Below are 23,787 nucleotides of genomic sequence, written 5' to 3'. Positions count from 1 at the left end.
CTTCATTCTTATTCTAATAATATATCTTCTAAAAGCTTAATTAACTTCTAGTAGTATATCTTTTAAAATTTCAAGAGCTTCATTTATCTCCTTATAGCTAATTGTTAAAGGCGGTAAAAATCTAAGTACATTCTTTCCAGCAGTCAAAACAAGTAATCCTTTTTTTCTAGCTTTTTCTTCTATAATGTTAGATTCAATAGTAGTTTCTACTCCTATCATCAAGCCCATACCTTTTGTTTTTACTACGATTGTACTATTAAAATTTTCAATAGATTTTCTTATATAATCCCCTTTTTCTAATACATCTTCATAAAATCCTTCTTTAGATATTTCATCTAACACAACAGAAGCTGCCACCATAGCTAATAAATTACCTCCAAATGTTGTACCTTGATCTCCTTTACCTAAAACTTTTGAAAATTTTTCATTTACTAATACTCCTCCTATTGGTATTCCTGCTCCTAAACCTTTTGCAATTGTAACAATATCTGGTTTTACATCAAAATATTCATATCCAAACAGTTTACCTGTTCTTGCTATACCACATTGAACTTCATCAAAAATTACTGCTATGTCTTTTTCTTTACATATTTTTACAAGTTCTAAAATATAATCTTTTTCAAGAACATTAACTCCACCTTCGCCTTGAACTGCTTCAAGAATTACTGCACAAACAGTTGAATCAATATTATTTTTAAAATCTTCAATATCGTTTTTTTCTACATATTTAAAGCCTTTGGGAAGTGGATAAAAATATTTATGATACTTATCCATGCCAGTTGCCATCAAAGACATCATTGTTCTACCATGAAAAGAATCCTTTAAACTTATGATTGTCCCTCTTCCCTCACCATATTTATCACTACTATACTTTCTTGCTATTTTAAAAGCAGTTTCATTTGCTTCTGTTCCAGAGTTGCAAAAATATACTTTATCCAATCCACTTGTATTAATTATTTTTTCTCCTACAGACAATACTGGACCATTGAAATATAAGTTTGATGTATGTAATAATTTGTCCACTTGGTTCTTTAAGGCAGTTTTTAGATTATTATTACTATATCCAAGAGAGGATACTCCATATCCGCTTGTAAAATCTATATATTTATTGCCTTTAGTATCAAAAAAGCAACTACCTTCGCCATAGTCTATAATAAAATCAGGTTGGCTATATGTATTTATGAAATATTCCTCCCATTTTGAAACTATACTATTGTTATTTATATTCATTTTTATCATCCTCACTTAAGTTTATAATCTTCTTTATATTTAACGTATCTTCTTATTCATTTTCTTTTCTTATTAATGTACCTATCCCACTATCAGTAAATAACTCTGTTATTATAGAATGGGGAACTCTTCCATCTAAAATATGAACTCTATTTACCCCATTATTCAAAGCGTCTACACATCCATGTATTTTAGGTATCATGCCACCAGTAATTATACCTTCATCAAATAGCTTATCAACATCCTCTAGTATAACTTCTGTTATCAATGACTTTTCTTCATCTGGATCTCTTAAAAGACCTGGCACATCAGTAAGAAGTATCAACTTATCTGCATTTAATTCTTTAGCTATAGCTGATGCTGCTGTATCTCCATTTATATTATAAGTCTCTCCATCATCTCCAACTCCAATAGTTGCAATTACTGAAATATATCCTGATTTTAAACAAGATTCTATAAGTTCAACATTTACTTTCTTTATTTCTCCAACAAATCCTAGTTCATAATTTTTATATGGGTCACATAAAATCATATTATTGTCTATCCCACAAAGCCCTACTGCTCTTCCACCTTTTATATGTATCTTATTTACCAAATCTTTATTTACCTTTCCAGCTAAAACCATTTTTACAATTTCCATGGTTTCTTCATCTGTATATCTAAGCCCGTTTACAAATTTACTTTCTATATCTACTTTAGCGAGCATTTTATTGATTTCTGCTCCTCCACCATGTACTAAAACTATATTGATTCCAACATAACTCATAAGTACAAGGTCTTCCATAACAGACTCTTTTAAACCATCTTTTTTCATTGCACTTCCACCATACTTAACTACAATAGTCTTTCCTTGATGCTTTTCTATATATGGTAAAGCTTCTATCAGCGTATTTGCTTTTTCTATATCAATCATTAAGCATTTCCTCCTAATTTCTATAACTTCCATTTATTCTTACATAATCATAACTTAAATCACATCCCCATGCATTTCCCCTAGCATTTCCCATGTTCAAATCTACTAATATACTTATTTCATCATCTTCAAGAATTTTTTTCGCTTTTTCTTCGTTAAAATCTAACCCATTTCCCTGTTTACATACTTCTATATATCCTTTCATGCTTTCAAAAATAATATCTACTTTTTCCATATCTATTTCTTCACCCGCATAACCTAAAGCACACAATATTCTTCCCCAATTTGCATCAGCTCCAAATACAGCTGTCTTTACCAAGGAAGAAGATATAACTGTTTTTGCTAACTTTACTGCATGTTCTTCGCTTAGTGCTCCATTTATATAGCATTCAATTAATTTTGTGCATCCTTCTCCATCTTTAGCAACAAGTTTAGCAAGTTCTATACAAACATATGTAAGTGCACTTAAAAAGACTTGATAATGTTCATCTTTTTCATCCATTCTCTCATTTTTCGCTTTTCCATTTGCCAAAATCATTACCATATCATTAGTACTTGTATCTCCATCTACACTAACTCTATTGAAGCTTTTATCAACTGCACTCTTTAGAGCTTCTTTTAAGAGAGCACTATCGATATTTGCATCCGTAGTTATAAATCCCAATGTTGTTGCCATATTAGGATGTATCATTCCTGAGCCTTTTGCCATACCTCCAATAGTTATTTTTTTATCTCCATACATTATTGCTACTGCTATTTCTTTCTTTATAATGTCAGTTGTCATAATCGCTTCTCTTGCTCCAATATGACCTTGTTTACTGAGATTACTCACTAATTCATCCATATTTTTTTCTATTAAATCTATATTTAATGGTTTTCCTATAACACCAGTAGATGCAACCAAAACATCCTCTTCTTTAACATTTAATTTTTCACTAGTAAATTTAGCCATTTTATATGCATTTATAAGACCTTCTTTTCCATTAAATGTGTTAGCATTAGCACTATTCACTATAATCGCTTGTGCTTTTCCATTTTTAATATGCTCCTGTGTTACATAAACTGGATTTCCTTTAACTTTATTTTGAGTAACTACTGCTGCTGCATCACATAAAATATCTGAATAAACTAAAGCTAAGTCCCTCTTTTCTTTATTTTTTCTCAAGCCACAGTGAATTCCTGAAGCAACAAACCCTTCTGGAACTGTAACTCCACCCTTTATAATCTCCATTTTTATCCTCCTACTTATATGAGTTTAGTATTTTTCTATTCCTAAAATGATGGTGCAATATGCTTTAATCCTGTAGTCTCCTCAATTCCAAACATTATATTCATATTTTGTATGGCTTGCCCTGCTGCTCCTTTAATCATATTGTCTATAGTTGAACAGATTATTAATGTATCTTTATTTTCATGTACTGATATTACACATTTATTTGAATATATAACATTTTTTAAAGAGGTTATCTTATCTAATGGGAGTATTTCTACAAAATCTTTATATTCATAATAATCAGTCAATTTTTTATGTATATCACCTATAGATACATTATCTTCTTTTATGCAGTATATAGTTGATAGTATCCCTCTATTTACTGGAATTAGATTTGGTGTAAAAACTACATCTACATTTTCTTTATACGCTTCACTTAGATTTTGTTCTATTTCTGGAGTATGTCTATGTTTTCCTATTTTATATGCAGTTATATTCTCATTAACTTCTGTAAAATGACTACTTGTTGATAACTCTCTACCAGCTCCTGTGAGACCTGATTTAGAGTCAATTATTATATTATTATTTTTTATTAACTTAGAGCTTAATAATGGCATCAGTGGTAAAGAAATACTAGTAGGATAACATCCTGGATTTGCAACTATATCAGCATTTTTTATATCTTCTTTATATATCTCACTTAATCCATATACAGCTTTTTTGTGTAAAATTTTATCTATAAAAGATACCCCATACCATTCACTATATATTTCTTCATCTTTTATTCTGAAATCAGCACCTAAATCTATGACTTTCTTTTTAGATTCGATTGCTTTTATTGCAAATTTTTCACTTACCCCATGTGGAAGAGCAGTAAATACAACATCACACATATCAATGACTTTTTCGTTTTCTATACATACCATACTGTTTTCATAACCTATACTTAGGTATACATCAACTATATTTTTGCCAATGTATGAATTTGAACCTATAGCTGTAACTTCTACTTCTTCATGATTTATTAATAATCTTAGTAATTCTACACCAACATATCCAGATGCTCCAATAATCCCAGCTTTTATTTTACTCATTTTATTCCCTCCGTTTTACAATTATTTTAAGAATATTTTGAATTATTTTTTTAGATTGATATTATTATTTGATAATCATTTGATAATTTATAAATTTAAAACTATCTAACTCACAATAAAAAGCCCCTTAGCATTGATAATGCTAAGAGGCGAATTTCCGCGGTACCACTCTTATTGGTAAAATTATAATTATAATAAATATTCTTATAAATTAAAAAGTATTTGCAAATGTATATTTAAAATTAAAAAAGCCTCTTGGTCAAAGACCAAGAGACGAATATACACCCGCGTTACCACTCTAATTGATAAGATAATCTTACCCACTCTAATCTCTTAAGGCGAGACTCACCAATTACCATACTCCTAGTTCTGGTAACTTCCTCCAAAGCTCTATTCACAATAAAATTCATTACTAGGCTTCCACCATCCCTAGCTCTCTATCAAATCCTTTTATGCTACTTTCTTTTTCATAGGATTTCAATTTCTTTTCTTGTTGTTTTATATAATAATTTATTTTTAGTAGTTTGTCAATATTATTTATAAACTTTTGGAAATTTTTTCTAGATTGTTAATTTCCACCATTTTGTATCTGAGTTACGATATAACTTAAAACCACATCTTAATAAAACATTTTGTGAATCTGTATTGTCTGCATCAGTTTCAGCTATCACAGAAGAAACATTTTGTTGACTTAATCCCCAACTACATATCTTTTTAACAGCTTCTGTCATATATCCTTGTTTTTTATAATCTTCACCTAGGCCATAACCAATCTCAATTTCACCATAAGAATTTGGTACATCTTTAAAATCAGCTAATCCTATAATTGTACGGTTTTCATTTAGCATAATAAACCAAAATGTATAAAACAATATATTTTTTTCATCTTTTTTAGCAATATCTAATTGTCTTTTTACAATATCATAAAAAAACCCAATCATTGGTTCTGCACAATAAATGCAATCCAATTCCTTTTCTAATTCTGCATTATTGGAAGTCCAAAGTTCAAGTTGACGAAGTGATAGTGGAATTAAAGTTAATCTTTTTGTTTTTAATATCATTTTTTCTCCTTTTTAAGAGAAGGACTAAAATTGTTATCAAAGAACTCTTAATCAGACACAACAATAGTCTTTCTATTGATTTTCTTTTTAATATGATAAAACCTCGTCTATTACATGAATTTTCATTTATTAGTTCTATATTTTCTAGCAGGCTATAAATTTTACTACTCAATATCTTTTTTGCGAGTCTTAATTATCATATCATGACTATACTTAGTAGTTTTAAATGTATCTGCAAATGACATTATAATGACACTATTTATAAGTATTAACTCATCATAATGTAGAGTTACTTTTCCACTATAAAAGTCATTCAACTTCTTTATGTCTATATTGGTTAAAATAGATACTATATCCATTGAGAATTCCCTACTATAATTTATTATATTTTTATTCATTAATTTTATTAATACTTTTTATTATTGCTTTATTATTTTTTTCAAAAGGAAGAGGTTTAAAAATATTAACCTCTGCTAAATACTTTTTAGGTGTACTTGAAACTGTCTCAGCCTTACAAATAAATTTATAATTTGTTCCAGCTACAATTTGAGTAGAAACAATAAGTGGCTCATATTCAACACCTAGCAATGTTCCTTTAGTTTCATTAAACACTTTCAAGTCATCTTCGTTTAGCAACCTAATATTTGCCCATCCACCACACAAATTATGTATATCTATTGGATTTTCAACTCTTATATTACTTTTATCAATACTGTAATTATCTTTACTAGTTTCTGAATTTTCTTGTGCATATGCAGTTCCTGTAATTAACATAGATATAACCATTCCAGCAGATATAATTTTTGTGTTAATACTTTTATTCATAATAATTACCCTCTCTTAATATATTTTATTTACATTCCAATATTTAACAAAATTTCATCTACTCAACACTATACCACAATAATCATAATAAATAGTAAATTCATGGGATACCTTAAGTATATAGATTAGAATTTAATAGACATCTAAAATACATTAAATTATAAAATATCACAATTTAAAATTACAATATTTATATCTTATTTTAATTGAGTTTTAAAAACCTTTACTATCTAAAAAATTTTCGATTTTTTTCTCAGAAAATATCTCATTAGTTATAAATTTCCCATTGAAAAAAAGACTATATGTAGTAAATGGCGCAGGAGCATTTTGTGCTTCTTTTGCTGTTTCAAATTTTATAAGATTTACTTCAATACCTCTAGCATTCGCAATTTTTTTCAAAATAGGAGCATATTTTGCAGTATGTGGACACTGATTACTATAATATAAAACTATCCCATTCTCCTTTGGTTTGCTTTGTTTTACACAATCTTTAAAGCATGGAATAGGTACATTATTAGTAAATGGAAAATACAATAGTTCATAACTAGGTTCTGATGTATCTGCCAGATAAAATCCTTTATATTTTAGATACTTAGAATCAGATAAAAAAGGTAGTTTTTTTTCAGATGAAAGTACAACTAGCCCATATTTTCCTTTTGACTTTGCATCATCAATACATTTTTGTAGTAATAAATTAGAATATCCTTGTCCTTTAAATTTTCCAGATACCCAGAAACAATTAATATACATATAATTATTTGCAGTAATAGGACACCATGCATTTTCTGCTGGAATATATTCTATAAAAACTTTACCTCTTTCATCTAACCTTTTAAATACAAGGCCTTTATCAAAATTGCTTTTCATCCAAGATTTTTTAGAAGAAACACAGTTTTCTCCCTTTTTTTCAGTAATTGCACAACATATATGTTCATTGTCAATATTGTTTAAATTTATATCTATAATCTGCATATTGTCTCTCCTTTTCTCTTTACAAAATAGTTTTCATGTATATAGTATATCTTTATTGTACTATTATATATATGACACTTATATGTCATATATATTTTCATTTTAGATTATTTCAAATTTATTTTTATTATTAAATTGTATGTAAAATTAAATAAATTTTTATGTTCTAAGTATATTGTATATAGATTATTTTATTAATCATCTTTAAATTAAAAATTAATAAAATAATTTATATTGAAATAAATATATTTAAGGTATATAATTATAAGAAAATTTTTAATAATAGAGGTGTTGTTTATAATGTATGAAAAGTACCTAATAAGAGAATTAAAAGAGCATGATATTAGAAATGCATTAAATTTAATTTGGAATGTATTTGAAGAATTTGAGTCTCCAGATTATTGTGCTGAGGGAATTGAGTCATTCCATGAATTTATAGAATATAACTCTATTATTGAAAAAGTCAAAGAAAAATCTATTTTCTTTTGGGGCTGTTTTGATTGTGAAAAGTTAATTGGGGTTTTAGCTATCAGAGGCCTAAATCATATATGTATGTTATTTGTAGATAAAAATTATCACAAACGTGGTGTTGCAAAAAAATTAATGGCTGTAGGTGTAAAGTATTTTACTGAAAACAAAGATGATTTAACTGAAATAACTGTAAATTCATCACCTTATGCTATTGAATTTTACCATAAATTAGGATTTAAAGATACTAATGTTGAACAGATTGTCAATGGCATACGTTTTACTCCAATGAAGCTATCAATAGCAAACTAATTTAATAAAAAAATATATTAAAAGCAAATCCACTTAAAGTTTTTAAAGTTGATTTGCTTTTAAATTAAATTTTAAAATTACACTATTTCTCTTTAAATTTTTAAGTAATATACTTTAAAAGAATCTACTAACAAAGACATTAATATTTAGTGATATACTTAGTCATACTTTTTATGAACACCTAATAGTACAGTATCAATAGTGTCAGATAGACCTTTTATAGCTTCTTCTGAATTTAAAAGAGCTTTTCCAAGTTGCAAAGTTGAGTATCCATGAATCACACTCATCAACAAATTTAATACTTCATCTATATTCTTTGTTCTTAAATTACAAGAAAGAAGAAGTTTTTCTAATAGCGATTTATAGTCTTCAAATATCTCTGATGTTTCACTGTTTCCATGCCAAATAGCCCATTGAATTGTTTCATAAACCCCAGGATGAGCAATTATAAAGTTAAAATATGCAATACTTACAGATTTTATAGCTGTATCTCCAGAATCACCAATAGCAACTTTCTCCATCTGTTTATTCATTTTCCTCATTCCACTATGAGCAATCTCTCTCAATAAATCATCTAAGCTCTCTATATGATTATACAAAGATGGTGTACGTATACTTAGTTTTTCTGCAACAACTTTTAAAGAAAGCTTGTTAAGCCCATCTTTATCAGCTATATCAGATGCTACCTGTATTACTATATCTCTACTAACACGCATGATTATACCTCTCTCAACTAAAATTAATTACTTTATTAGTTTAACTAATCTAATTAGCTTCGTCAACAATTAAGACTTATAAAACACTTTATATTAAATGCAATGTTGACAATTTAATTTTAGTTTAATATAATACTAATTATATTAGTATTATAACTAATTAATTTAGTATTATAGATAATTAAATTAGAATATTACAGTATAATTTTATAGTTTAATAGATACATAAATAGATACTATATATTAAACTGAGAGGAGATTTTTATGGAAAAGAAATATTTTCAAATTCATGGAATTCCTTCAATTCTTTGGGGAAATTCGTCAAACAAATTGTATATTTACATACACGGACAATGTGGTTATAAAGAAGAAGCCGAAACTTTTGCTAATATTGCTGTTAATCATGGATGGCAGGTTTTAAGTATTGATTTACCTAAACATGGAGAACGTAAAGAAGAAAACATTTCGTTTGACCCATGGAATGTTGTTCCAGAGCTATTAACTATAATGAAATATGCAAAATCTAACTGGAATCAAATTTCATTATATGCAAATAGTATTGGTGCATGGTTTAGTATGTTGAGTTTTGAAAATGAGAATCTGGAAGAGTGTGTTTTTGTATCTCCAATTCTTGATATGAAACAGCTTATCTCTAATATGATGCTTTGGGCAAATGTATCAGAAGAACAACTTAAACATGAACTAATTATTCCAACTTCATTTGGTCATACACTCTCATGGGAATATCTACAATATGTCAAAAAACATCCTATTACTAAATGGAATACTACAACAAGAATACTATATGGTAAACACGATGAACTTACAGAACTAAGTGTGGTAGAGAAATTTACACACCATTTTAATTGCAATTTAACAGTTATAGAAAACGGCGAGCATTGGTTTAATACACAAGAGCAATTAAAAGTATTAAATGAATGGATAAATACTTTGTTTAAGTAAAGATAATCTTATCATTACTGTTTTCATATAAATTAGAGCAATTACTATATCAATTCACTTTATCTTAGTATTATTAAAATAAGCAGGTAAGCAATAAATTAATTATTATAAAAGATACTTTTAAAACTCTTAATCTAGAAAAAAGTATTGTATACTCAAATTAACATAGAAAGAAAAAATAGTGATAGAACATTCTATCACTATTTTTTCTTTCTGTGTTGTATACTTTTAACTTATTTTTACTAATAAAATCTAATTATCTATAAAATCTAATCTCTTATGTATTATTAATATACTTTACAGCTATAGTATTAATTAAAATTAAATCTAATAAAATCAACCTAAAATATTTTTAATAAACATATTAGTGTATAAATTTATTATATTGTTTTATCATTCTCATCTTTTATTTCAATAACTTTATTGAATAAAATTGATAGAACTAAAGCTAGAAATCCTATTGATAATGAAACAAATGATACTATAACTACAGGTATTATAGTAATTGCATATAAGTATATATCATAACAATAATATAATATTATCACTACAAAGTTGAATATAAAAATTTCACTAAATGCACAGATGGATATTTTTTTTAAGTTTTTAGGTATCTCTTCTGAAAATGGATTATTTATTGCCACTAGCTTACATAATCTTTTTAACATAAATAATGATACAACATACGGAATAGCACATATATATATAGCTATTGACATTATAGTTGGCATATTTGTATTTGTAATTTCCAAACTACTTTTAAAATACGCTGTCAGTGCTAATGGTGTTAAAATAAGTGATAATAAAGTCAAAATTATTCCAACTAGCACAATATTATTCAATATTTTAGAACTTATATTCTTTTTCATATAAACTTACCACCTTAATATTCTTATTTATATACATTTTATAATATTTTTATATTCTATGTCAATAATTTATTATTGAAAAACAATAAATTATATATTATAATCAATAATATACATTATATTAAGGAGATGATATTTAATGATTACAAGACTTTTTAACAAGATTCTATCAGTATTTTTATACTTTATACTAGTAATTTTAAGTGTATCTGGTATACTATTCATGTGTATGATACCTATGTTTTTATATGATTTTAACTTTGAAAAATTATTTATTTTAGTTGTTAGAATAATGTATTTTTCTAACTATTTCATAGTTATCTTATGCTTAACTTTTATAATTAATAGTACTAAATACTCACCTTTCATGCTTGAAAATGTAAAGAGATTTAAAATAATGGGATATTGCTTATTGATAAATACTATAATTGAATGTATCAATGGTTATAGTTTGAATACCAGTAATATAAGAGTTTTTGGAGCTGATAGTGGAGGAATTTCACCACTTATGGTCATCTCTTTTATATTTGCACTAATGTGTTTTGTAATTGCTGAAACATTTAATAAAGCTATAAAAATAAAAGAAGATAATGATTTAACGATATAGAGGTGATATTATGGCAATTATAGTTAATCTAGATGTAATGATGGCAAAAAGAAAAATATCACTTAAAGATTTGGCTGAAAAAATAGATATTACAAATGCTAATTTATCAATTTTAAAAACTGGTAAAGCAAAAGCTATTAGATTTACCACTCTAAATGAAATTTGTAAAGCTTTAGATTGCCAACCAGGTGATATACTTGAATATGTAGAAGATGATGATGATTAAGAAAAGAGTGTCTAAAACACTCTTTTTGATTATCACCTATAGTCTTTACTATTTTGCTGGAACATTTAGACATGTTGCCAAATCTTTTTCAGGTGTACTAATAGGTATTAAATTAAATGTATCAACTAAATATTGTAGTACATTTGGACTTATAAATGCTAGTAAACTTGGCCCTAAATAAATATTTTTTATATCTAGTGATAATGATGCTAATAAATCTGCTACAGATTTTTGCTCATACCATGATAATATTATTGAAAGAGGAAGACTATTCACATCTGTATCAAATGCATTAGCTAAAGCTAAAGCTATTCTTACTGCTGAATAAGCATCATTACATTGACCAACATCTAGCAACCTAGGAAACCCAGCTACTTCTCCAAAGTTTAACTTATTAAATCTATATTTTCCGCATGCAAGTGTTAAAATTATACAATCTTTAGGAACTTGTTTAGCAAACTCGGTATAGTAATTTCTTCCTGGTCTTGCCATGCTCCTCCAAAGTTACCTACTAAATGAGTATATTTATTTAATTCTGGATATCCATGACAAGGAATCATTTCTCCATGAGTATATATATTTATCCCTTTTCCTTCTGTTTGTTTAAGTAACATTTCTAAATCTTTTAAATCATGTCCTGAAACTATTATAAAAGGTCCTTTTTTTATCTTTACATTTACCTTATGAGGTTCTGGGTTTTTATAAATGGTAGTATTAGGTTCATCTAATTTTTGCATTACAGCAACACTCATATCACCTGTCTTAAGAGTTAATGTTATTAAGTTCTCTAAAGAAATATCATCATCTGTAATTGCTGATAGTGCTCTAAAATAAAATTCATCTACTTGATTATTATAATATACAAGCTCTCTAGCCTGATGCCCATAAGCACTTATTCCTTTTAATCCATAAAGTATTGTCATTCTTAGTGAATGTATATCAGGGTTTAAACTTTCATCAAACATTATTCCAGCTCTTTTAGCATATTCATTATTTACAAAATGTATATACTATTATAAGTATTCTTTATAATGAAAGTAAGTAAATTTAAGGGGGACTCCTAAATTATTCAGCCAGTTGCCAAAAAGATATTTTCTTTTTGTTTTTATGAAAGTTTTTTAGGGGGATAATAATATATGTTTAGAGATAAAATGGGTAGATGTACACATATGTTAACTGCTTATATTGGCAGTTCATATGATTATTGTGATTTTATAGATACACAGTTAGATGATTTTATACTAGAGTATGGAGAAAATGTGGTAGAATCCTGCTTGCATCAAGTTATGGTATTGGTAAGTAAGTATAATTAGATAGGCTTTATTTTCTAGAAAACCCTTTTTAGTTTTATCTACTTTTATATTAATACAAAGCTCTTAAATATATTTTTAAGATTAATAATAACCAAAAATGTTAACTAAAAAATATAATTGAATAGACATTTCTATTAATCTATGATACAATAGTATTTGTAGTAATACACAATTAAATCAAGTATATCTTGATATAGGTTAATAGGAGTATTTTTAAATGAATAATGGAATAGTGAAATGGTTTAATAATGAAAAAGGATTTGGATTTATATCAATAGAAGGTGGAGATGATGTATTTGCTCATTTCTCAGCTATACAAACTTCAGGATTTAAATCATTAGAAGAAGGTCAACAAGTAAGCTTTGATATAGTTAAAGGCGCTAGAGGTCCTCAAGCAGAAAATATAACTATATTATAATATATAGATTTTTCGGGAAAGACTCTTTTGAGGGTCTTTTTTTATTGATAATTTAAGCAAAATCTTATTTAAATAAAAAAACTGACTGCCAGTTAAATGTCAGTCAGTTTTTTTATAGAATTTTTACTCAAACACTGCTAGATTTGAGACTTTTAATAATTAATCCTACTTATTAATATACAAGCTTTACTCATATACAGAATATCTCTTCCAGATTTGCTCTAAGTCATCGAAGTGCTGTTTAATATCTTCTTTTTCTTTCATTCCAACAGATATAGCAAGAGCATTTGAAATACTAAGTGCTGGAACTAGTGAATCTACAAATGAAGCCATATTACTCTTAACCAAAAGAGTATTGTCTGCAAGTGCTGCCACTGGTGCAAATAAACTATCTGTTAATGAAATTACATGTGCTCCTTTTTCCTTAGCATAATTGACAATTTGATAAGATTTTTTTGAATAACGTGGGAAACTAATTGCAACTATAACATCTTCTTCGTTTATTCTTACAATCTGTTCAAAAGCATCTCCCATATCCATTCTAATTATATGGACATTATCAAGTATTATATCTAAGTAAAAACCTAGGTATTGAGCTACTACAAAAGAGCTTCTCATACCAAGTATATATATTTTTCTTGCCTTTAAAAGTTTATTCGAAGCTTCTTTAAATGCTTTTTCATCAATTTCTTCTAATGTTGATCTTATATTATCTATATCACTCTTTAAAACTTTGTTCAATATTGCAAAATCATCGGAATAATCATGTGCCATTTCAACTCTTTGTACTGTAGTTAATTTATTTTTTATGAGTTCTTGAAGTGCAGCTTGTAATTTTGGATACCCACTATAGCCCAGAGCATTTGCAAATCTTACAACAGTAGATTCACTTACTCCTACAGTTTCACCTAATTTGCATGCAGTCATGAATGCAACCTTATCATAATTATTTAAAATATATTGTGCTATAAGTTTTTGACCCTTACTTAACCTCGTATATTGAGATTGTATATTTGATATCAAATGTTTACTATCTTTCATTTCATTTGTTTCTTCCATTTTTTTCTCCTTTTAGTTATCTAAACTATTTTCTTTTTATGACTACTACTATTTTTTCTAAAAATTTTATTATTTTAGTTTTTATCTCAGATTCTTAAACTCATAAAATTCTAACTTTTCTGTACCTTATACTTCACATAGTATTTTCGATTAAATTTATTATACCATTTTTCCTTGCATTTTTTAAGATTTGTTCAATATTTCTTTTAAAATTTTCAATTTTTACTCATTTAAAAGTTAAATATTTTATTCTGCATATTTAAGAATATCTCTTACTTCGAAAGCAAATTATCATATGCTTATTATTTAAAGTATTTTTAAAAGGTTACAATATATATATTAACTCTTAATAGAATCTTGTCAAGTTTTTTTTAGTGTTTATTGTGATTTTTTCTTTTCAATTAAAATCAATTGTGGTGGGTTATTGACTTGATTTAAAAATTTAGATTCTAAAACATTAAATTCATCTTGATTTAAATTATTTACAAAATTATATATACTATCTTTTTCTTCTTGACCTCCATCATGTCCTGTATATATAGCAATACTTATTATTCCATTTTCTTTTAATATTTCTAAGCTAGACTTTATAGCTTTTAAAGTTGTATCTGGTTTAGTTATAATTAGATGTTTTGCTCTTGGAAGATATCCTAAATTAAATAAAACACATGAAACTTCTTCTTTTACATATTTATTTATATTTTCATGACCATCAAGTATTAATTTTACTCTATCTATATATCCTTCTTTTTCTAATTTTTTTCTTGTAGATTTTATAGCTTCTTCTTGTATATCAAATGCATACACAAAGCCTTCTTCTCCAACCTTTTCAGCCAAATACTTTGTATCATAACCATTTCCCATGGTAGCATCTATTGCTATATCACCTTTATTAATAATATTTTCTAAATAAAATTTATTTATATCTGTAATTTTAGTTAAATGTTTTGCATATGCCATAATATCATTTCTCCCTGCTATTAACTTCATTTCATTTTCATGCTATTTTATTGATTTTAAATATTTTATTTCGTCTTCCGTTAAATATCTATATTCGCCAATTTTTATATCTTTTAATACTATTTTCCCTACAGAAATTCTTCTTAGGTTTAAAACTGGATGATTTATAGCTTTACACATTTTTCTTACTTGTCTATTTCTTCCTTCATGTATTGTTATTTCGCATACTGAATAATTCTTTTCTTTATTTTCCTTAGTTACTCTAATTTTAGCAGGTGCTGTTGTGTAATCTTCTATTTTTAGTCCTTTTTCAAAACTTCTTATTTCATCCTTATTTATAATTCCTTTTACACTTGCCACATAAGTTTTATTAATTTCATGTTTTGGATGAGTAAGTTTATATGTTAAATCTCCATCATTAGTAAGTATCAAAAGCCCACTTGTTTCATAATCTAACCTTCCTATTGGATATACTCTTTCCTTTACATCTTTTAATATATCTATTACACTTGGTCTATTAAACTGATCTTTTACAGTAGTTATATAACCTTCTGGCTTATTCAATACTATATAGACATAATTTTCGCTTGGCTTTACTGCTTTATTATCAAATTCTACTATATCTTTTTCTTCATCAATATTAAAAGATAGTTCTTTTACTATATTTCCATTTACCTTTATTCTTCCTTCAAGAATGATTTCTTCTGCTTTTCTTCTAGATGCAATTCCACAAGAAGCTATATATTTATTAATTCTCATACATAATCCTTTCTTATCTTAAATTATATGTTATTTAATATTTTTATCAATGTTAATTTTGTTACATTATTATACTATACTAGACCTTAATTAAAAACAAGCCAAAAAATTATTTAATTTTCCTAAATAATTGTAATTTCTTTTCACATACTATTAATATGTAATAGCTGATTAAACACTATTTTAAGGAAGTGATTATTATTTCAAAAGAAACTGTAAAATATTATTTAATAGTCGTGTTTATTGGAATTTTATTTTTTAAATTTATTAATACTCCAGCAGATTTTATATCTAGCATTGAAGGATTATTAAGCTTTTTTAGTCCATTTTTACTAGCGATTTTACTTGCTTTGCTTTTAAATCCTCTTGTAATGCTTTTTGAAATAAAATTTAAAACACATAGGCTTTTATCCATTTTTTTATCTTATATATTGATAGGTATTATTTTAGCTTTTGGTATTAGATTGCTAATTCCTTCAATAGCCAATACATTAAATAGATTGATAAATGAAATGCCTATTTACACTGATTATATAAATAATTTTATAGAAAAAAATATGTCAAACATAGATTTTTTAAAAGCTCTAATTCCTCATATACAACATAGCTTAGATAATGCATTAAAAGAAGCTAGTAATTTTATTAGTAGAATTCCTAAAAACTTTTTAATCTATACACTTAGCATATCATCTATGCTATTTAGTATGGTAATGGGCTTTATATTATCTATATATATTATATATGATAAGGAAAAAATTGCATTAGGATTTAAAAGATTACTATATTCTTCTACTACTAGAAACAAAGCTGATGACATTATAGAATTTTTTAGAACTACCCATGATATTTTTTATGATTATTTAATTGGTAGAATTTTAGACTCTCTTATTATTGGTATAATTGCATTTATAGGATTTCAATTTATCATTCGAATAGAAAATGCTTTATTTTTAGCTTCAATAATATTTTTAGCAAATATAATACCTTATCTAGGCCCATTTATTGGAGCTATACCTCCAGTAGCTATGACAATTTTATACAGTCCACAAAAAACCATATGGGTTATCGTATTTATATTTATATTACAACAACTAGATGGAAATTTCATAGAACCAAAGGTTATGGGCAATCAAGTTGGAATAGGAGCTATATGGATAATTTCTGCGATTTTAATAGGACAGTCTCTTTTTGGTTTTATAGGTGTTTTTCTTTCAGTACCTGTAGCTGCTGTTGTAAAAACTTCTATTGATAAATATATTGACAAGAGATTGCAATAATTTCTGTCTTTTATAATTTTAAAAATTAATTATTATCTATTACATTACTATAAAAAAATGAAATTAACTCTTGGCAAAGAATATATGCTAAGAGTTAATTTCATTTACTGATACAAAGTTTTAATTGTTTATATGTAATACTTTACATTTACTGATTATTTGAGTTCTGAGAATTTCCACCACTATCTGACCCTCCGCTATTTTCTGATGAAGGTGGAGTTGGTGTCGGTGTTGGATTGCTTGTATTTGGTTTTTCTTGATTTTGAGAAGAATCATTGTTAGTTACATCTTTGTTATTATTTGAAGTTGTATTTTTGTTTTTGGAATTAGATTTATTATTTTTACTCTTTTCACTATAGGAAGATTTCTTTGCTTCTGATTCCACTCTATACCTATCTTCTCCAGCTGTATCTTTTGCCTTTTTCTTTCTTTCTTCCTCTGCTTCATTCTGTTCTTTTTCTAATTTAGTCAATTCCTCTTTCTTTTTAGATGCTTCATTTTTAATAACAGAGGACCCGTTTTTGATTTTCTCTATAAGCTTAAGTTCTTTAATTGCATCCTCATAATTTGTATCTTTTTCAAATTCATCTACATTTAACATTCTCATAGATTGCACATACATAGCTCTTGCATTTTCATTAGCGCTATCTTCTTCTAATGCAGAGGATAATGCTTCCATCGCTTTTTTATAATCATGTTTCTCTAAATATATTTTTCCTTGTTCAGTTGAACTTATTTCATCTTTTTTATTAAACGAACATCCTACAAGAAATATAGATAATATCGATATCAATAAAATTACTCTTCCTCTCATTAAATCCCTCCTTGTCATATACTTTAAATTTTATCATAATCAGGAAGTTTTTAAAATATTTTATATTTATTACAAGAAAATTGTTAATAAAACAGAAAATAAGTAGATATAACTTGAATAACTATAACAAACTAAAAATTAGTTTAAATCTATAGATATATCATATAATCTACTTATTTTAAAATTCAATATTTAATTCTTATTCTATATTTCTAAAGATAATAAGTCTTCATAACTTTGTCTTTTACAAATTATCTTGGCATCTCCATCAAATACTGACACTACTGCTGCTCTTGGTATTTTATTATAATTTGAAGACATTGAATATCCATATGCACCTGTTGATGTTGTTATAAGTACATCTCCACTTTTTATATCCATTATATCTATATCTCCAATTAATATATCTCCGCTTTCACAACATTTGCCTGCTATTGTTACATGATTCATAGTTTCATGGTTAATCTTATTTACAATACTGCATTCATAATTAGCTTGATATAGTGAAGGTCTTACATTGTCTGTCATACCTCCATCTACACTTACATAAACTCTAACATCTTTTATATCTTTTATTGAACCTACTGTATACAATGTACTTCCTGCATTTGCAACTATTGATCTTCCTGGTTCTATTACCAATGTAGGTACTTCTATTCCAAGTTCTTTACAGGAATTTTCTGCTTTAGTGATTATAGTTTCGCAGAATTCTCTTATAGTTTTAGGTTTATCACCTTTACTATAATAAACACCTACACCCCCGCCTAAGTCAATTTCTGTCAACTGTATATTAAATTTTTCTTTTATTTCTTTTACCAAGTTCATCATTATATCTACTGTATCTATGTATGGTTCTACATCAAATATTTGTGAACCTATATGAGCATGAAGACCTACCAATTTAATATTTGTATAATCATTCAATTTTTCTATTGCTCTAAACAAATCTCCATTTACTAAAGCAAAACCAAATTTAGAATCTATTTGACCTGTTTTTATATAATCGTGTGTATGAGCTTCTATGCCAGGTGTTATTCTAAAATATATTTCTTGAGTTTTCCCCTTCTCTTCACATAATTTTTCAATTAAATCTAACTCATAGAAATTATCTACTACAAACTTACCTACTCCCAAATCTAATCCCATATTTATTTCTTCTTCAGTTTTATTGTTTCCATGAAAGAAAACTTTTTCCATAGGAAAATTTGATTTATAAGCTGTATATAGTTCCCCTCCTGAAACTACATCCAAACACATGTCTTCTTCATTTATAAGATTACACATATAGAGAGGTAAAAATGCCTTACCTGCATAAGCAACTTTATTTTTTCCATCTTTAGCTTTAAAATATTTTATATATTCTCTACAATTTTGTCTTACTAAGTCTTCGTCAAATACATATAATGGAGTTTGATATTTTTTACTAAGCTCTAGACAGCTTACCCCTCCAATATATAATTCATTGTCTTTTACAGTCATAGTTCCATGAAGTTTCATAATATCCTCCCTAAGTTTTATATATTAAATACTTCTGCTATTTTCTCAATAGCTACTTGTTTATCATCAGAATTTATGGCACAAGTTATACGAATTTCTGATGTAGTTATAAGTTTTACCATTATACCATTTTCATTAAATATCTTAAATACTTTAGCAGCAACTCCAGAAGTATTTTTCATACCAAGACCTACTAAAGAGAATTTAGTGATGTTATTATCAATTACTACATGTTCTTCATTTGTATATTTAGATACTATCTTTTTGCACTCTCCTAATTCTTCTTTTGGAACTGTAAATGACACACTTATTTTATCTAAAATAGGTGCAGTTTGACTTATCATATCTACACTTATTCCCATAATTGCTATATCTTCAAATAAACTAGATATATTTTCTACCTTAAAGTCTTTTATTGTTATAGAGCTATCATCATCACTAGTAGCTAATCCTGTTATTACTTTATCCTCTAATTTCATGTCTTTTCCCCCTCTTATATATGTTCCTTTTACTGTACCACATGTACGTCCAACATAAATTTCAACACCATATTTTTGTGCAAGCTCTATACTTCTTGAATGCATTACTTGTGCTCCTAAACTTGCTAATTCAAGCATCTCTTCATATTCAATCTCATCAAGTTTACTTGCCTTTGAATATTTTCTTGGGTCTGTAAAATAAATTCCATCAACATCTGTATATATCTCACATTTACCATTTAGTTTAACTGCAAGAGCTACAGCAGATGTGTCTGAACCACCTCTTCCAAGAGTAGTTACATCACCATCTTCATTGATTCCTTGAAATCCAGTTACTATTACAACATTCCCTTCATCTAAACTATTCTTTATTCTATTTACATTTATATCATCAATTTGAGATTTTCCATGAAGTCCACTTGTTTTTATATTTAATTGATAAGCATTATAGCTTATAGCTTTACAACCAAGTGCATTTAATGCTATTGATAATAAAGAGGCTGAAATCATTTCTCCAGTAGACATTAGAGCATCTAACTCTCTTTTACTAGGTTCATTACTCAATTCTTTTGCCAAGTTTATATATTCATCTGTTGATTTTCCCATAGCAGATACAACTATTACCATTCGTGGATTTTCTTTTCTTCTTTCTATTATATTTTCTGCAATTGACTTTATTTTATCAGTATCTGCAACTGAACTTCCTCCATATTTTTGGACAATTATACTCATGCCTTTTCCCCCTCAAGCTAAATTTTGATAAATAAAAACGCCCAAAGGTATACTTTGGACGTGTGAACTTCATAGACCAAGTAACCTTGTAGCTCACCACTTTAAAAGTGACAGCCTTATGCATATTCTGCATAAGTCCAGAAAACTTGTTTGTCAACAACTTTTCTTCGGCTATAGACCCTTTCATCAATCATCAACACTTACCAGCTACTATTGATTACTCTTGAATATAGCTACCTCTACCCTAGGCTCATTATTATTAATTAATTTATTAATATAGTTTTATCATATTCTATATAATATTGCAACATTTTTTTTACAAAATGTGGCAAATCAAAAAATTTATTTTCTAAAAATATCTTATATACAATTAAATAGTTTATTTAATCCTAAATCTATAAAATTTATACTATACTCATTATCTTCTCTCTCTAAGTCATTTAATTCAGATAAATTATCTGGTGTAACCACCAAAATATTTGGTACTCTAAAAAATGGAATTGTAGATTTATCTATCTTTCTAGAGAGATTCTCATATTTAGAAACATCTATTTCATTATTTAGATCAACATCTACTAAGACCTGCTTTATATTGCCAAATTGATCTGTATATTCAATAAATAAATCATATTTCACATCATCTACACTAACATTTCGGTAAAATCTTTTTACATCACAACCTGCAGTATTAATTCTAACAACTAGTTCTGACCCTACTAGAGCCTTTATTAAATCATCTCCCTTAAAAAGCTTACTACCATTCAAATAGTAAACATATGAGAGGTCCTTATAGTTACGATAATCTACATCACATGGATATTTTTTTAGTGTATACTCACTACACATTTTTCTCAATGTTTTTTTGAAATTTTTTTTATTGTATCTTTTTTGGTCTCCATAAATCTTTCTAAATTGAGCTTCTGTAACACATCTAACCCTGCTAATTAAAAGCAATATCTCTTTTTCCATATTCGTCATAGTACATTCTCCTTGAAGTATTATTTGCAAAGTTGTACTAATATTATATTAAATTTATGACATTAAATTTACAAAGAATTAAAATAAAATAGCTAGTTTTTATAGAATTTATTTCTATAAAAACTAGCTATTAATGCACTAAACAATATCTACAATTTTTTTACTAAGTTACATATTGCTTTGACTTTCAGAATCTTGTGAATTTGTATCTTCATTAGTTCCTGTTTCTTGTTTTGCTTTTTTATCATCAAAATTTGCAATGTTTAAGTTATCAAATTCTGACATTTCAATTACACTAGATTCTTCTTTTGAATATGATATTTTGACTTTGTCTCCAACTTGAGTCAATGGTAATTCGCTAGATACTTTTGAGGTAGCTTTAAATATTATCTCCTTATTAGAATCTAAAGTCACATAATAATTAGTATTTCCTCCTCGCACATCAGGACTTATTCTAGTTACTACCCCTTCTATAACTTCATCTTTCATATCATTATCAAGTTTTAAGTCATTGCCTTTAGATTCTAATGAATCTTTATAATTTCTTAAAGCTTCATTTTTATCTTCTCCTATACCAAGTACATTATAATCTTCAACAGATACAAAGGCTACTCTCTTTACAAGACCAGCTTTATCTTTTAAAGATGATACATATGTTGGTTGACCTAATATATTGTACATTACAGGGAATGTAGCTTCATAATTCTTTTCTTGAACATTACCTTCAGCTGATTTCATCGCAGCTGTCTCAGTTGCTCCTGGCTGCTTATACAGTCTAGCTTCTTTAGTTCTAGAGTCAACAAGCATAAATCCAATTGTAGATTCATCTCCACCAGAAGATGTTATACCTGTATACCAATATGACCTATTATCATTTCCATAGACTAGCGATGTCCCTTCTGTTGGCACTAGTACTCCTTTTTCTGATATAACAGAATTTAAAAATCCATTGACATAAACACCCCAGTCTTGAATTTGGTCTGTTACAAATTTTTGTGGTTGTATTCTATCTACCCATTTAGGTGTATTTTTAACATTATAGACATTTATTTTTCCAGTTTCTGCATCAACAGTAGCTATGCCTGTGGCATTTGCTCCTCCATAACCAATTTTATGTTCATATAAACTTACAACCCAATAAGGTCTTCCTTCATCATTTATTTCAAGCGTAAAATCTGTCATGCCAACATTTACAATACCATGTATGTATAAATGTCTTTGTAAATCTTGATGTAAATAAGCTTCTGGTTGATATATTATTTTTATTGGTTTTCCATCTATTTCTTGAACTAGTTGAACATCTTGAGGATTACTTGCTGACACCTTCACATATCCACTTGTACCACTTAAAGATGTCACCCATTTAATTATATCTCTATGCACAAGAGGTGCTACCCAGTACAACTCTCCATCCACATTTTGTATATGAAACTTTCCTAATTTTGATACACTACCTATAGCTGGAACTTCTCCAAGTTTTTTATCACCTAATTTCATGGCCATGTCTTCATCTACAAGACGAATGTCATTTACGCTGACAGGACTCATATCATCACTAAATTTACTCTCAGTCACCTTTCCTAATAAGTCTTTATAGGCTTTTGCATGAAGTACAGGTGTAGAAGCTATAAAAGGTACAACTACGACATACACAAGTAAAGCTATTGCTATTGAAAAATTATATTTAGCAAGTTTAGATGTTCTTTCATTTCTATCTAGCATCATATCTAATATTCCTGCTACAACAAAAAATATTATTCCTACTGAAAATAAAGATGTGAAATCTAGTCTAAGTACAGGTAATTTAATAAATGCATAAATTACTACAATTATGAGTGAAACTCCATATGTTTTAAGATATCGTTTCATTTAATACTCCTCTCTATAAAATATTATTATTACTATTATATCCATATATTTACAAAAAATAAATATTTATCATATTTATTATGTATTAAGATATCTTTATACTTTTATTCCACTGTTTATTTATTTCTATTCGATATATATATCAGCAAAATATTATAATCGT

General features: G+C 27.2%; 27 protein-coding genes, 1 riboswitch and 1 other annotated feature. Of the genes, 7 read left to right on the top strand and 20 right to left on the bottom strand.

Features of this window, described 5'->3' with window-relative positions; all coding sequences use genetic code 11:
* Positions 1-36: 36 nt before the first annotated feature.
* The 8 genes from KGF36_RS07430 to KGF36_RS07395 form a co-directional block, all read right to left on the bottom strand.
* Positions 37-1,230 carry an aspartate aminotransferase family protein gene (locus tag KGF36_RS07430; RefSeq protein ID WP_255287791.1) on the bottom strand — a complete coding sequence of 398 codons (1,194 nt, stop codon included), beginning with the start codon at positions 1,228-1,230 and terminating at the stop codon, positions 37-39.
* 52 nt (positions 1,231-1,282) lie between these two features.
* Positions 1,283-2,143, bottom strand: a complete 861-nt coding sequence (gene argB / locus KGF36_RS07425) for an acetylglutamate kinase (protein WP_227827953.1) — start codon at positions 2,141-2,143, stop codon at positions 1,283-1,285.
* 13 nt (positions 2,144-2,156) lie between these two features.
* Positions 2,157-3,374 carry a bifunctional glutamate N-acetyltransferase/amino-acid acetyltransferase ArgJ gene (gene argJ / locus KGF36_RS07420; protein ID WP_227850329.1) on the bottom strand — a complete coding sequence of 406 codons (1,218 nt, stop codon included), beginning with the start codon at positions 3,372-3,374 and terminating at the stop codon, positions 2,157-2,159.
* Between the two features lie 41 nt (positions 3,375-3,415).
* Complete coding sequence (argC, locus tag KGF36_RS07415) at positions 3,416-4,450, bottom strand: N-acetyl-gamma-glutamyl-phosphate reductase (protein WP_227850328.1); 1,035 nt, start codon at positions 4,448-4,450, stop codon at positions 3,416-3,418.
* A 266-nt stretch (positions 4,451-4,716) separates the two neighbouring features.
* Positions 4,717-4,930 (bottom strand) — a binding site (T-box leader).
* 80 nt (positions 4,931-5,010) lie between these two features.
* A complete protein-coding gene (locus tag KGF36_RS07410) occupies positions 5,011-5,511 on the bottom strand; it encodes a GNAT family N-acetyltransferase (RefSeq protein WP_227841096.1) in 501 nt (166 codons plus the stop codon).
* Between the two features lie 164 nt (positions 5,512-5,675).
* On the bottom strand, positions 5,676-5,870 hold the full coding sequence (locus KGF36_RS07405; protein ID WP_227841097.1) for a hypothetical protein: 195 nt from the start codon (positions 5,868-5,870) through the stop codon (positions 5,676-5,678).
* Between the two features lie 31 nt (positions 5,871-5,901).
* A complete protein-coding gene (locus KGF36_RS07400; protein ID WP_227841611.1) occupies positions 5,902-6,336 on the bottom strand; it encodes a hypothetical protein in 435 nt (144 codons plus the stop codon).
* Positions 6,337-6,549: 213 nt separating this feature from the next.
* On the bottom strand, positions 6,550-7,308 hold the full coding sequence (locus KGF36_RS07395) for an N-acetyltransferase (protein ID WP_227827947.1): 759 nt from the start codon (positions 7,306-7,308) through the stop codon (positions 6,550-6,552).
* Positions 7,309-7,608: 300 nt separating this feature from the next.
* Between KGF36_RS07395 and KGF36_RS07390 the strand changes: the two genes are divergently transcribed.
* The gene (locus KGF36_RS07390) at positions 7,609-8,088 is read left to right on the top strand and encodes a GNAT family N-acetyltransferase (protein ID WP_227841610.1); all 480 of its coding nucleotides are present in this window, start codon (positions 7,609-7,611) and stop codon (positions 8,086-8,088) included.
* Positions 8,089-8,246: 158 nt separating this feature from the next.
* On the opposite strand, the gene KGF36_RS07385 is transcribed toward KGF36_RS07390, so the two are convergent.
* Complete coding sequence (locus KGF36_RS07385) at positions 8,247-8,804, bottom strand: TetR/AcrR family transcriptional regulator (RefSeq protein ID WP_227854655.1); 558 nt, start codon at positions 8,802-8,804, stop codon at positions 8,247-8,249.
* A gap of 264 nt (positions 8,805-9,068) precedes the next feature.
* Between KGF36_RS07385 and KGF36_RS07380 the strand changes: the two genes are divergently transcribed.
* Positions 9,069-9,767, top strand: coding sequence for an alpha/beta hydrolase (locus tag KGF36_RS07380; protein WP_227827944.1), 699 nt, complete (start codon positions 9,069-9,071; stop codon positions 9,765-9,767).
* A 380-nt stretch (positions 9,768-10,147) separates the two neighbouring features.
* Here the strand turns inward: KGF36_RS07380 and KGF36_RS07375 are convergent, their stop codons facing one another.
* On the bottom strand, positions 10,148-10,636 hold the full coding sequence (locus KGF36_RS07375; RefSeq protein WP_227840546.1) for a DUF2975 domain-containing protein: 489 nt from the start codon (positions 10,634-10,636) through the stop codon (positions 10,148-10,150).
* A 139-nt stretch (positions 10,637-10,775) separates the two neighbouring features.
* Here KGF36_RS07375 and KGF36_RS07370 point away from each other — a divergent pair, with 139 nt between their 5' ends.
* Positions 10,776-11,243 carry a DUF2975 domain-containing protein gene (locus tag KGF36_RS07370; protein WP_227841609.1) on the top strand — a complete coding sequence of 156 codons (468 nt, stop codon included), beginning with the start codon at positions 10,776-10,778 and terminating at the stop codon, positions 11,241-11,243.
* Positions 11,244-11,253: 10 nt separating this feature from the next.
* Positions 11,254-11,469 (top strand): helix-turn-helix domain-containing protein, encoded by a 216-nt coding sequence (locus KGF36_RS07365; RefSeq protein WP_227827941.1) that lies wholly within the window; start codon positions 11,254-11,256, stop codon positions 11,467-11,469.
* A gap of 48 nt (positions 11,470-11,517) precedes the next feature.
* Here the strand turns inward: KGF36_RS07365 and KGF36_RS20390 are convergent, their stop codons facing one another.
* Positions 11,518-11,961, bottom strand: a complete 444-nt coding sequence (locus tag KGF36_RS20390) for a hypothetical protein (RefSeq protein WP_413840396.1) — start codon at positions 11,959-11,961, stop codon at positions 11,518-11,520.
* The gene (locus KGF36_RS20385; protein ID WP_413840398.1) at positions 11,898-12,434 is read right to left on the bottom strand and encodes a hypothetical protein; all 537 of its coding nucleotides are present in this window, start codon (positions 12,432-12,434) and stop codon (positions 11,898-11,900) included. The genes KGF36_RS20390 and KGF36_RS20385 overlap by 64 nt, the downstream gene beginning before the upstream one ends.
* Before the next feature lie 171 nt (positions 12,435-12,605).
* Here KGF36_RS20385 and KGF36_RS07355 point away from each other — a divergent pair, with 171 nt between their 5' ends.
* Both KGF36_RS07355 and KGF36_RS07350 read left to right on the top strand, forming a co-directional pair.
* Positions 12,606-12,782, top strand: a complete 177-nt coding sequence (locus tag KGF36_RS07355) for a hypothetical protein (RefSeq protein WP_227827940.1) — start codon at positions 12,606-12,608, stop codon at positions 12,780-12,782.
* Positions 12,783-12,999: 217 nt separating this feature from the next.
* A complete protein-coding gene (locus tag KGF36_RS07350) occupies positions 13,000-13,200 on the top strand; it encodes a cold-shock protein (protein WP_021384215.1) in 201 nt (66 codons plus the stop codon).
* Positions 13,201-13,386: 186 nt separating this feature from the next.
* Here the strand turns inward: KGF36_RS07350 and KGF36_RS07345 are convergent, their stop codons facing one another.
* The 3 genes from KGF36_RS07345 to KGF36_RS07335 form a co-directional block, all read right to left on the bottom strand.
* Positions 13,387-14,259 carry a MurR/RpiR family transcriptional regulator gene (locus KGF36_RS07345; protein WP_227435034.1) on the bottom strand — a complete coding sequence of 291 codons (873 nt, stop codon included), beginning with the start codon at positions 14,257-14,259 and terminating at the stop codon, positions 13,387-13,389.
* 378 nt (positions 14,260-14,637) lie between these two features.
* On the bottom strand, positions 14,638-15,219 hold the full coding sequence (locus KGF36_RS07340; RefSeq protein ID WP_227827939.1) for a class I SAM-dependent methyltransferase: 582 nt from the start codon (positions 15,217-15,219) through the stop codon (positions 14,638-14,640).
* A gap of 42 nt (positions 15,220-15,261) precedes the next feature.
* On the bottom strand, positions 15,262-15,978 hold the full coding sequence (locus KGF36_RS07335) for a pseudouridine synthase (protein WP_227827938.1): 717 nt from the start codon (positions 15,976-15,978) through the stop codon (positions 15,262-15,264).
* Between the two features lie 191 nt (positions 15,979-16,169).
* Between KGF36_RS07335 and KGF36_RS07330 the strand changes: the two genes are divergently transcribed.
* On the top strand, positions 16,170-17,255 hold the full coding sequence (locus KGF36_RS07330; RefSeq protein ID WP_227827937.1) for an AI-2E family transporter: 1,086 nt from the start codon (positions 16,170-16,172) through the stop codon (positions 17,253-17,255).
* A gap of 148 nt (positions 17,256-17,403) precedes the next feature.
* Here the strand turns inward: KGF36_RS07330 and KGF36_RS07325 are convergent, their stop codons facing one another.
* From KGF36_RS07325 to KGF36_RS07305, 5 genes are all read right to left on the bottom strand, one after another.
* Positions 17,404-18,069 carry a tetratricopeptide repeat protein gene (locus KGF36_RS07325; protein WP_227827936.1) on the bottom strand — a complete coding sequence of 222 codons (666 nt, stop codon included), beginning with the start codon at positions 18,067-18,069 and terminating at the stop codon, positions 17,404-17,406.
* 204 nt (positions 18,070-18,273) lie between these two features.
* A complete protein-coding gene (gene lysA / locus KGF36_RS07320; RefSeq protein ID WP_227827935.1) occupies positions 18,274-19,566 on the bottom strand; it encodes a diaminopimelate decarboxylase in 1,293 nt (430 codons plus the stop codon).
* A 17-nt stretch (positions 19,567-19,583) separates the two neighbouring features.
* Complete coding sequence (locus KGF36_RS07315; RefSeq protein WP_227827934.1) at positions 19,584-20,777, bottom strand: aspartate kinase; 1,194 nt, start codon at positions 20,775-20,777, stop codon at positions 19,584-19,586.
* Positions 20,778-20,858: 81 nt separating this feature from the next.
* Positions 20,859-21,027, bottom strand: a riboswitch (Lysine riboswitch).
* A gap of 110 nt (positions 21,028-21,137) precedes the next feature.
* Positions 21,138-21,755 (bottom strand): hypothetical protein, encoded by a 618-nt coding sequence (locus KGF36_RS07310; RefSeq protein ID WP_227827933.1) that lies wholly within the window; start codon positions 21,753-21,755, stop codon positions 21,138-21,140.
* Positions 21,756-21,923: 168 nt separating this feature from the next.
* The gene (locus tag KGF36_RS07305) at positions 21,924-23,624 is read right to left on the bottom strand and encodes a hypothetical protein (protein ID WP_227827932.1); all 1,701 of its coding nucleotides are present in this window, start codon (positions 23,622-23,624) and stop codon (positions 21,924-21,926) included.
* Positions 23,625-23,787 lie beyond the last annotated feature (163 nt).

The sequence above is a fragment of the Clostridioides sp. ZZV14-6009 genome, from assembly GCF_020658095.1.
Taxonomy (GTDB): Bacteria; Bacillota; Clostridia; order Peptostreptococcales; family Peptostreptococcaceae; genus Clostridioides.
This window is presented reverse-complemented; position numbering and strand designations above follow the sequence as displayed.

Coding starts and splice junctions, on each gene's coding strand:
- KGF36_RS07350 (WP_021384215.1), top strand. CDS start 13,000: ATGAATAATGGAATAGTGAAATGGTTTAATAATGAAAAAGGATTTGGA.
- KGF36_RS07390 (WP_227841610.1), top strand. CDS start 7,609: ATGTATGAAAAGTACCTAATAAGAGAATTAAAAGAGCATGATATTAGA.
- KGF36_RS07370 (WP_227841609.1), top strand. CDS start 10,776: ATGATTACAAGACTTTTTAACAAGATTCTATCAGTATTTTTATACTTT.
- KGF36_RS07400 (WP_227841611.1), bottom strand. CDS start 6,336: ATGAATAAAAGTATTAACACAAAAATTATATCTGCTGGAATGGTTATA.
- KGF36_RS20390 (WP_413840396.1), bottom strand. CDS start 11,961: ATGGCAAGACCAGGAAGAAATTACTATACCGAGTTTGCTAAACAAGTT.
- argB (WP_227827953.1), bottom strand. CDS start 2,143: ATGATTGATATAGAAAAAGCAAATACGCTGATAGAAGCTTTACCATAT.
- argC (WP_227850328.1), bottom strand. CDS start 4,450: ATGAGTAAAATAAAAGCTGGGATTATTGGAGCATCTGGATATGTTGGT.
- KGF36_RS07325 (WP_227827936.1), bottom strand. CDS start 18,069: ATGAGAGGAAGAGTAATTTTATTGATATCGATATTATCTATATTTCTT.
- KGF36_RS07385 (WP_227854655.1), bottom strand. CDS start 8,804: ATGCGTGTTAGTAGAGATATAGTAATACAGGTAGCATCTGATATAGCT.
- KGF36_RS07375 (WP_227840546.1), bottom strand. CDS start 10,636: ATGAAAAAGAATATAAGTTCTAAAATATTGAATAATATTGTGCTAGTT.
- KGF36_RS07410 (WP_227841096.1), bottom strand. CDS start 5,511: ATGATATTAAAAACAAAAAGATTAACTTTAATTCCACTATCACTTCGT.
- KGF36_RS07430 (WP_255287791.1), bottom strand. CDS start 1,230: ATGAATATAAATAACAATAGTATAGTTTCAAAATGGGAGGAATATTTC.
- KGF36_RS07310 (WP_227827933.1), bottom strand. CDS start 21,755: ATGACGAATATGGAAAAAGAGATATTGCTTTTAATTAGCAGGGTTAGA.
- lysA (WP_227827935.1), bottom strand. CDS start 19,566: ATGAAACTTCATGGAACTATGACTGTAAAAGACAATGAATTATATATT.
- KGF36_RS20385 (WP_413840398.1), bottom strand. CDS start 12,434: ATGTTTGATGAAAGTTTAAACCCTGATATACATTCACTAAGAATGACA.
- KGF36_RS07365 (WP_227827941.1), top strand. CDS start 11,254: ATGGCAATTATAGTTAATCTAGATGTAATGATGGCAAAAAGAAAAATA.
- KGF36_RS07315 (WP_227827934.1), bottom strand. CDS start 20,777: ATGAGTATAATTGTCCAAAAATATGGAGGAAGTTCAGTTGCAGATACT.
- KGF36_RS07380 (WP_227827944.1), top strand. CDS start 9,069: ATGGAAAAGAAATATTTTCAAATTCATGGAATTCCTTCAATTCTTTGG.
- KGF36_RS07355 (WP_227827940.1), top strand. CDS start 12,606: ATGTTTAGAGATAAAATGGGTAGATGTACACATATGTTAACTGCTTAT.
- argJ (WP_227850329.1), bottom strand. CDS start 3,374: ATGGAGATTATAAAGGGTGGAGTTACAGTTCCAGAAGGGTTTGTTGCT.
- KGF36_RS07305 (WP_227827932.1), bottom strand. CDS start 23,624: ATGAAACGATATCTTAAAACATATGGAGTTTCACTCATAATTGTAGTA.
- KGF36_RS07405 (WP_227841097.1), bottom strand. CDS start 5,870: ATGGATATAGTATCTATTTTAACCAATATAGACATAAAGAAGTTGAAT.
- KGF36_RS07340 (WP_227827939.1), bottom strand. CDS start 15,219: ATGGCATATGCAAAACATTTAACTAAAATTACAGATATAAATAAATTT.
- KGF36_RS07345 (WP_227435034.1), bottom strand. CDS start 14,259: ATGGAAGAAACAAATGAAATGAAAGATAGTAAACATTTGATATCAAAT.
- KGF36_RS07395 (WP_227827947.1), bottom strand. CDS start 7,308: ATGCAGATTATAGATATAAATTTAAACAATATTGACAATGAACATATA.
- KGF36_RS07335 (WP_227827938.1), bottom strand. CDS start 15,978: ATGAGAATTAATAAATATATAGCTTCTTGTGGAATTGCATCTAGAAGA.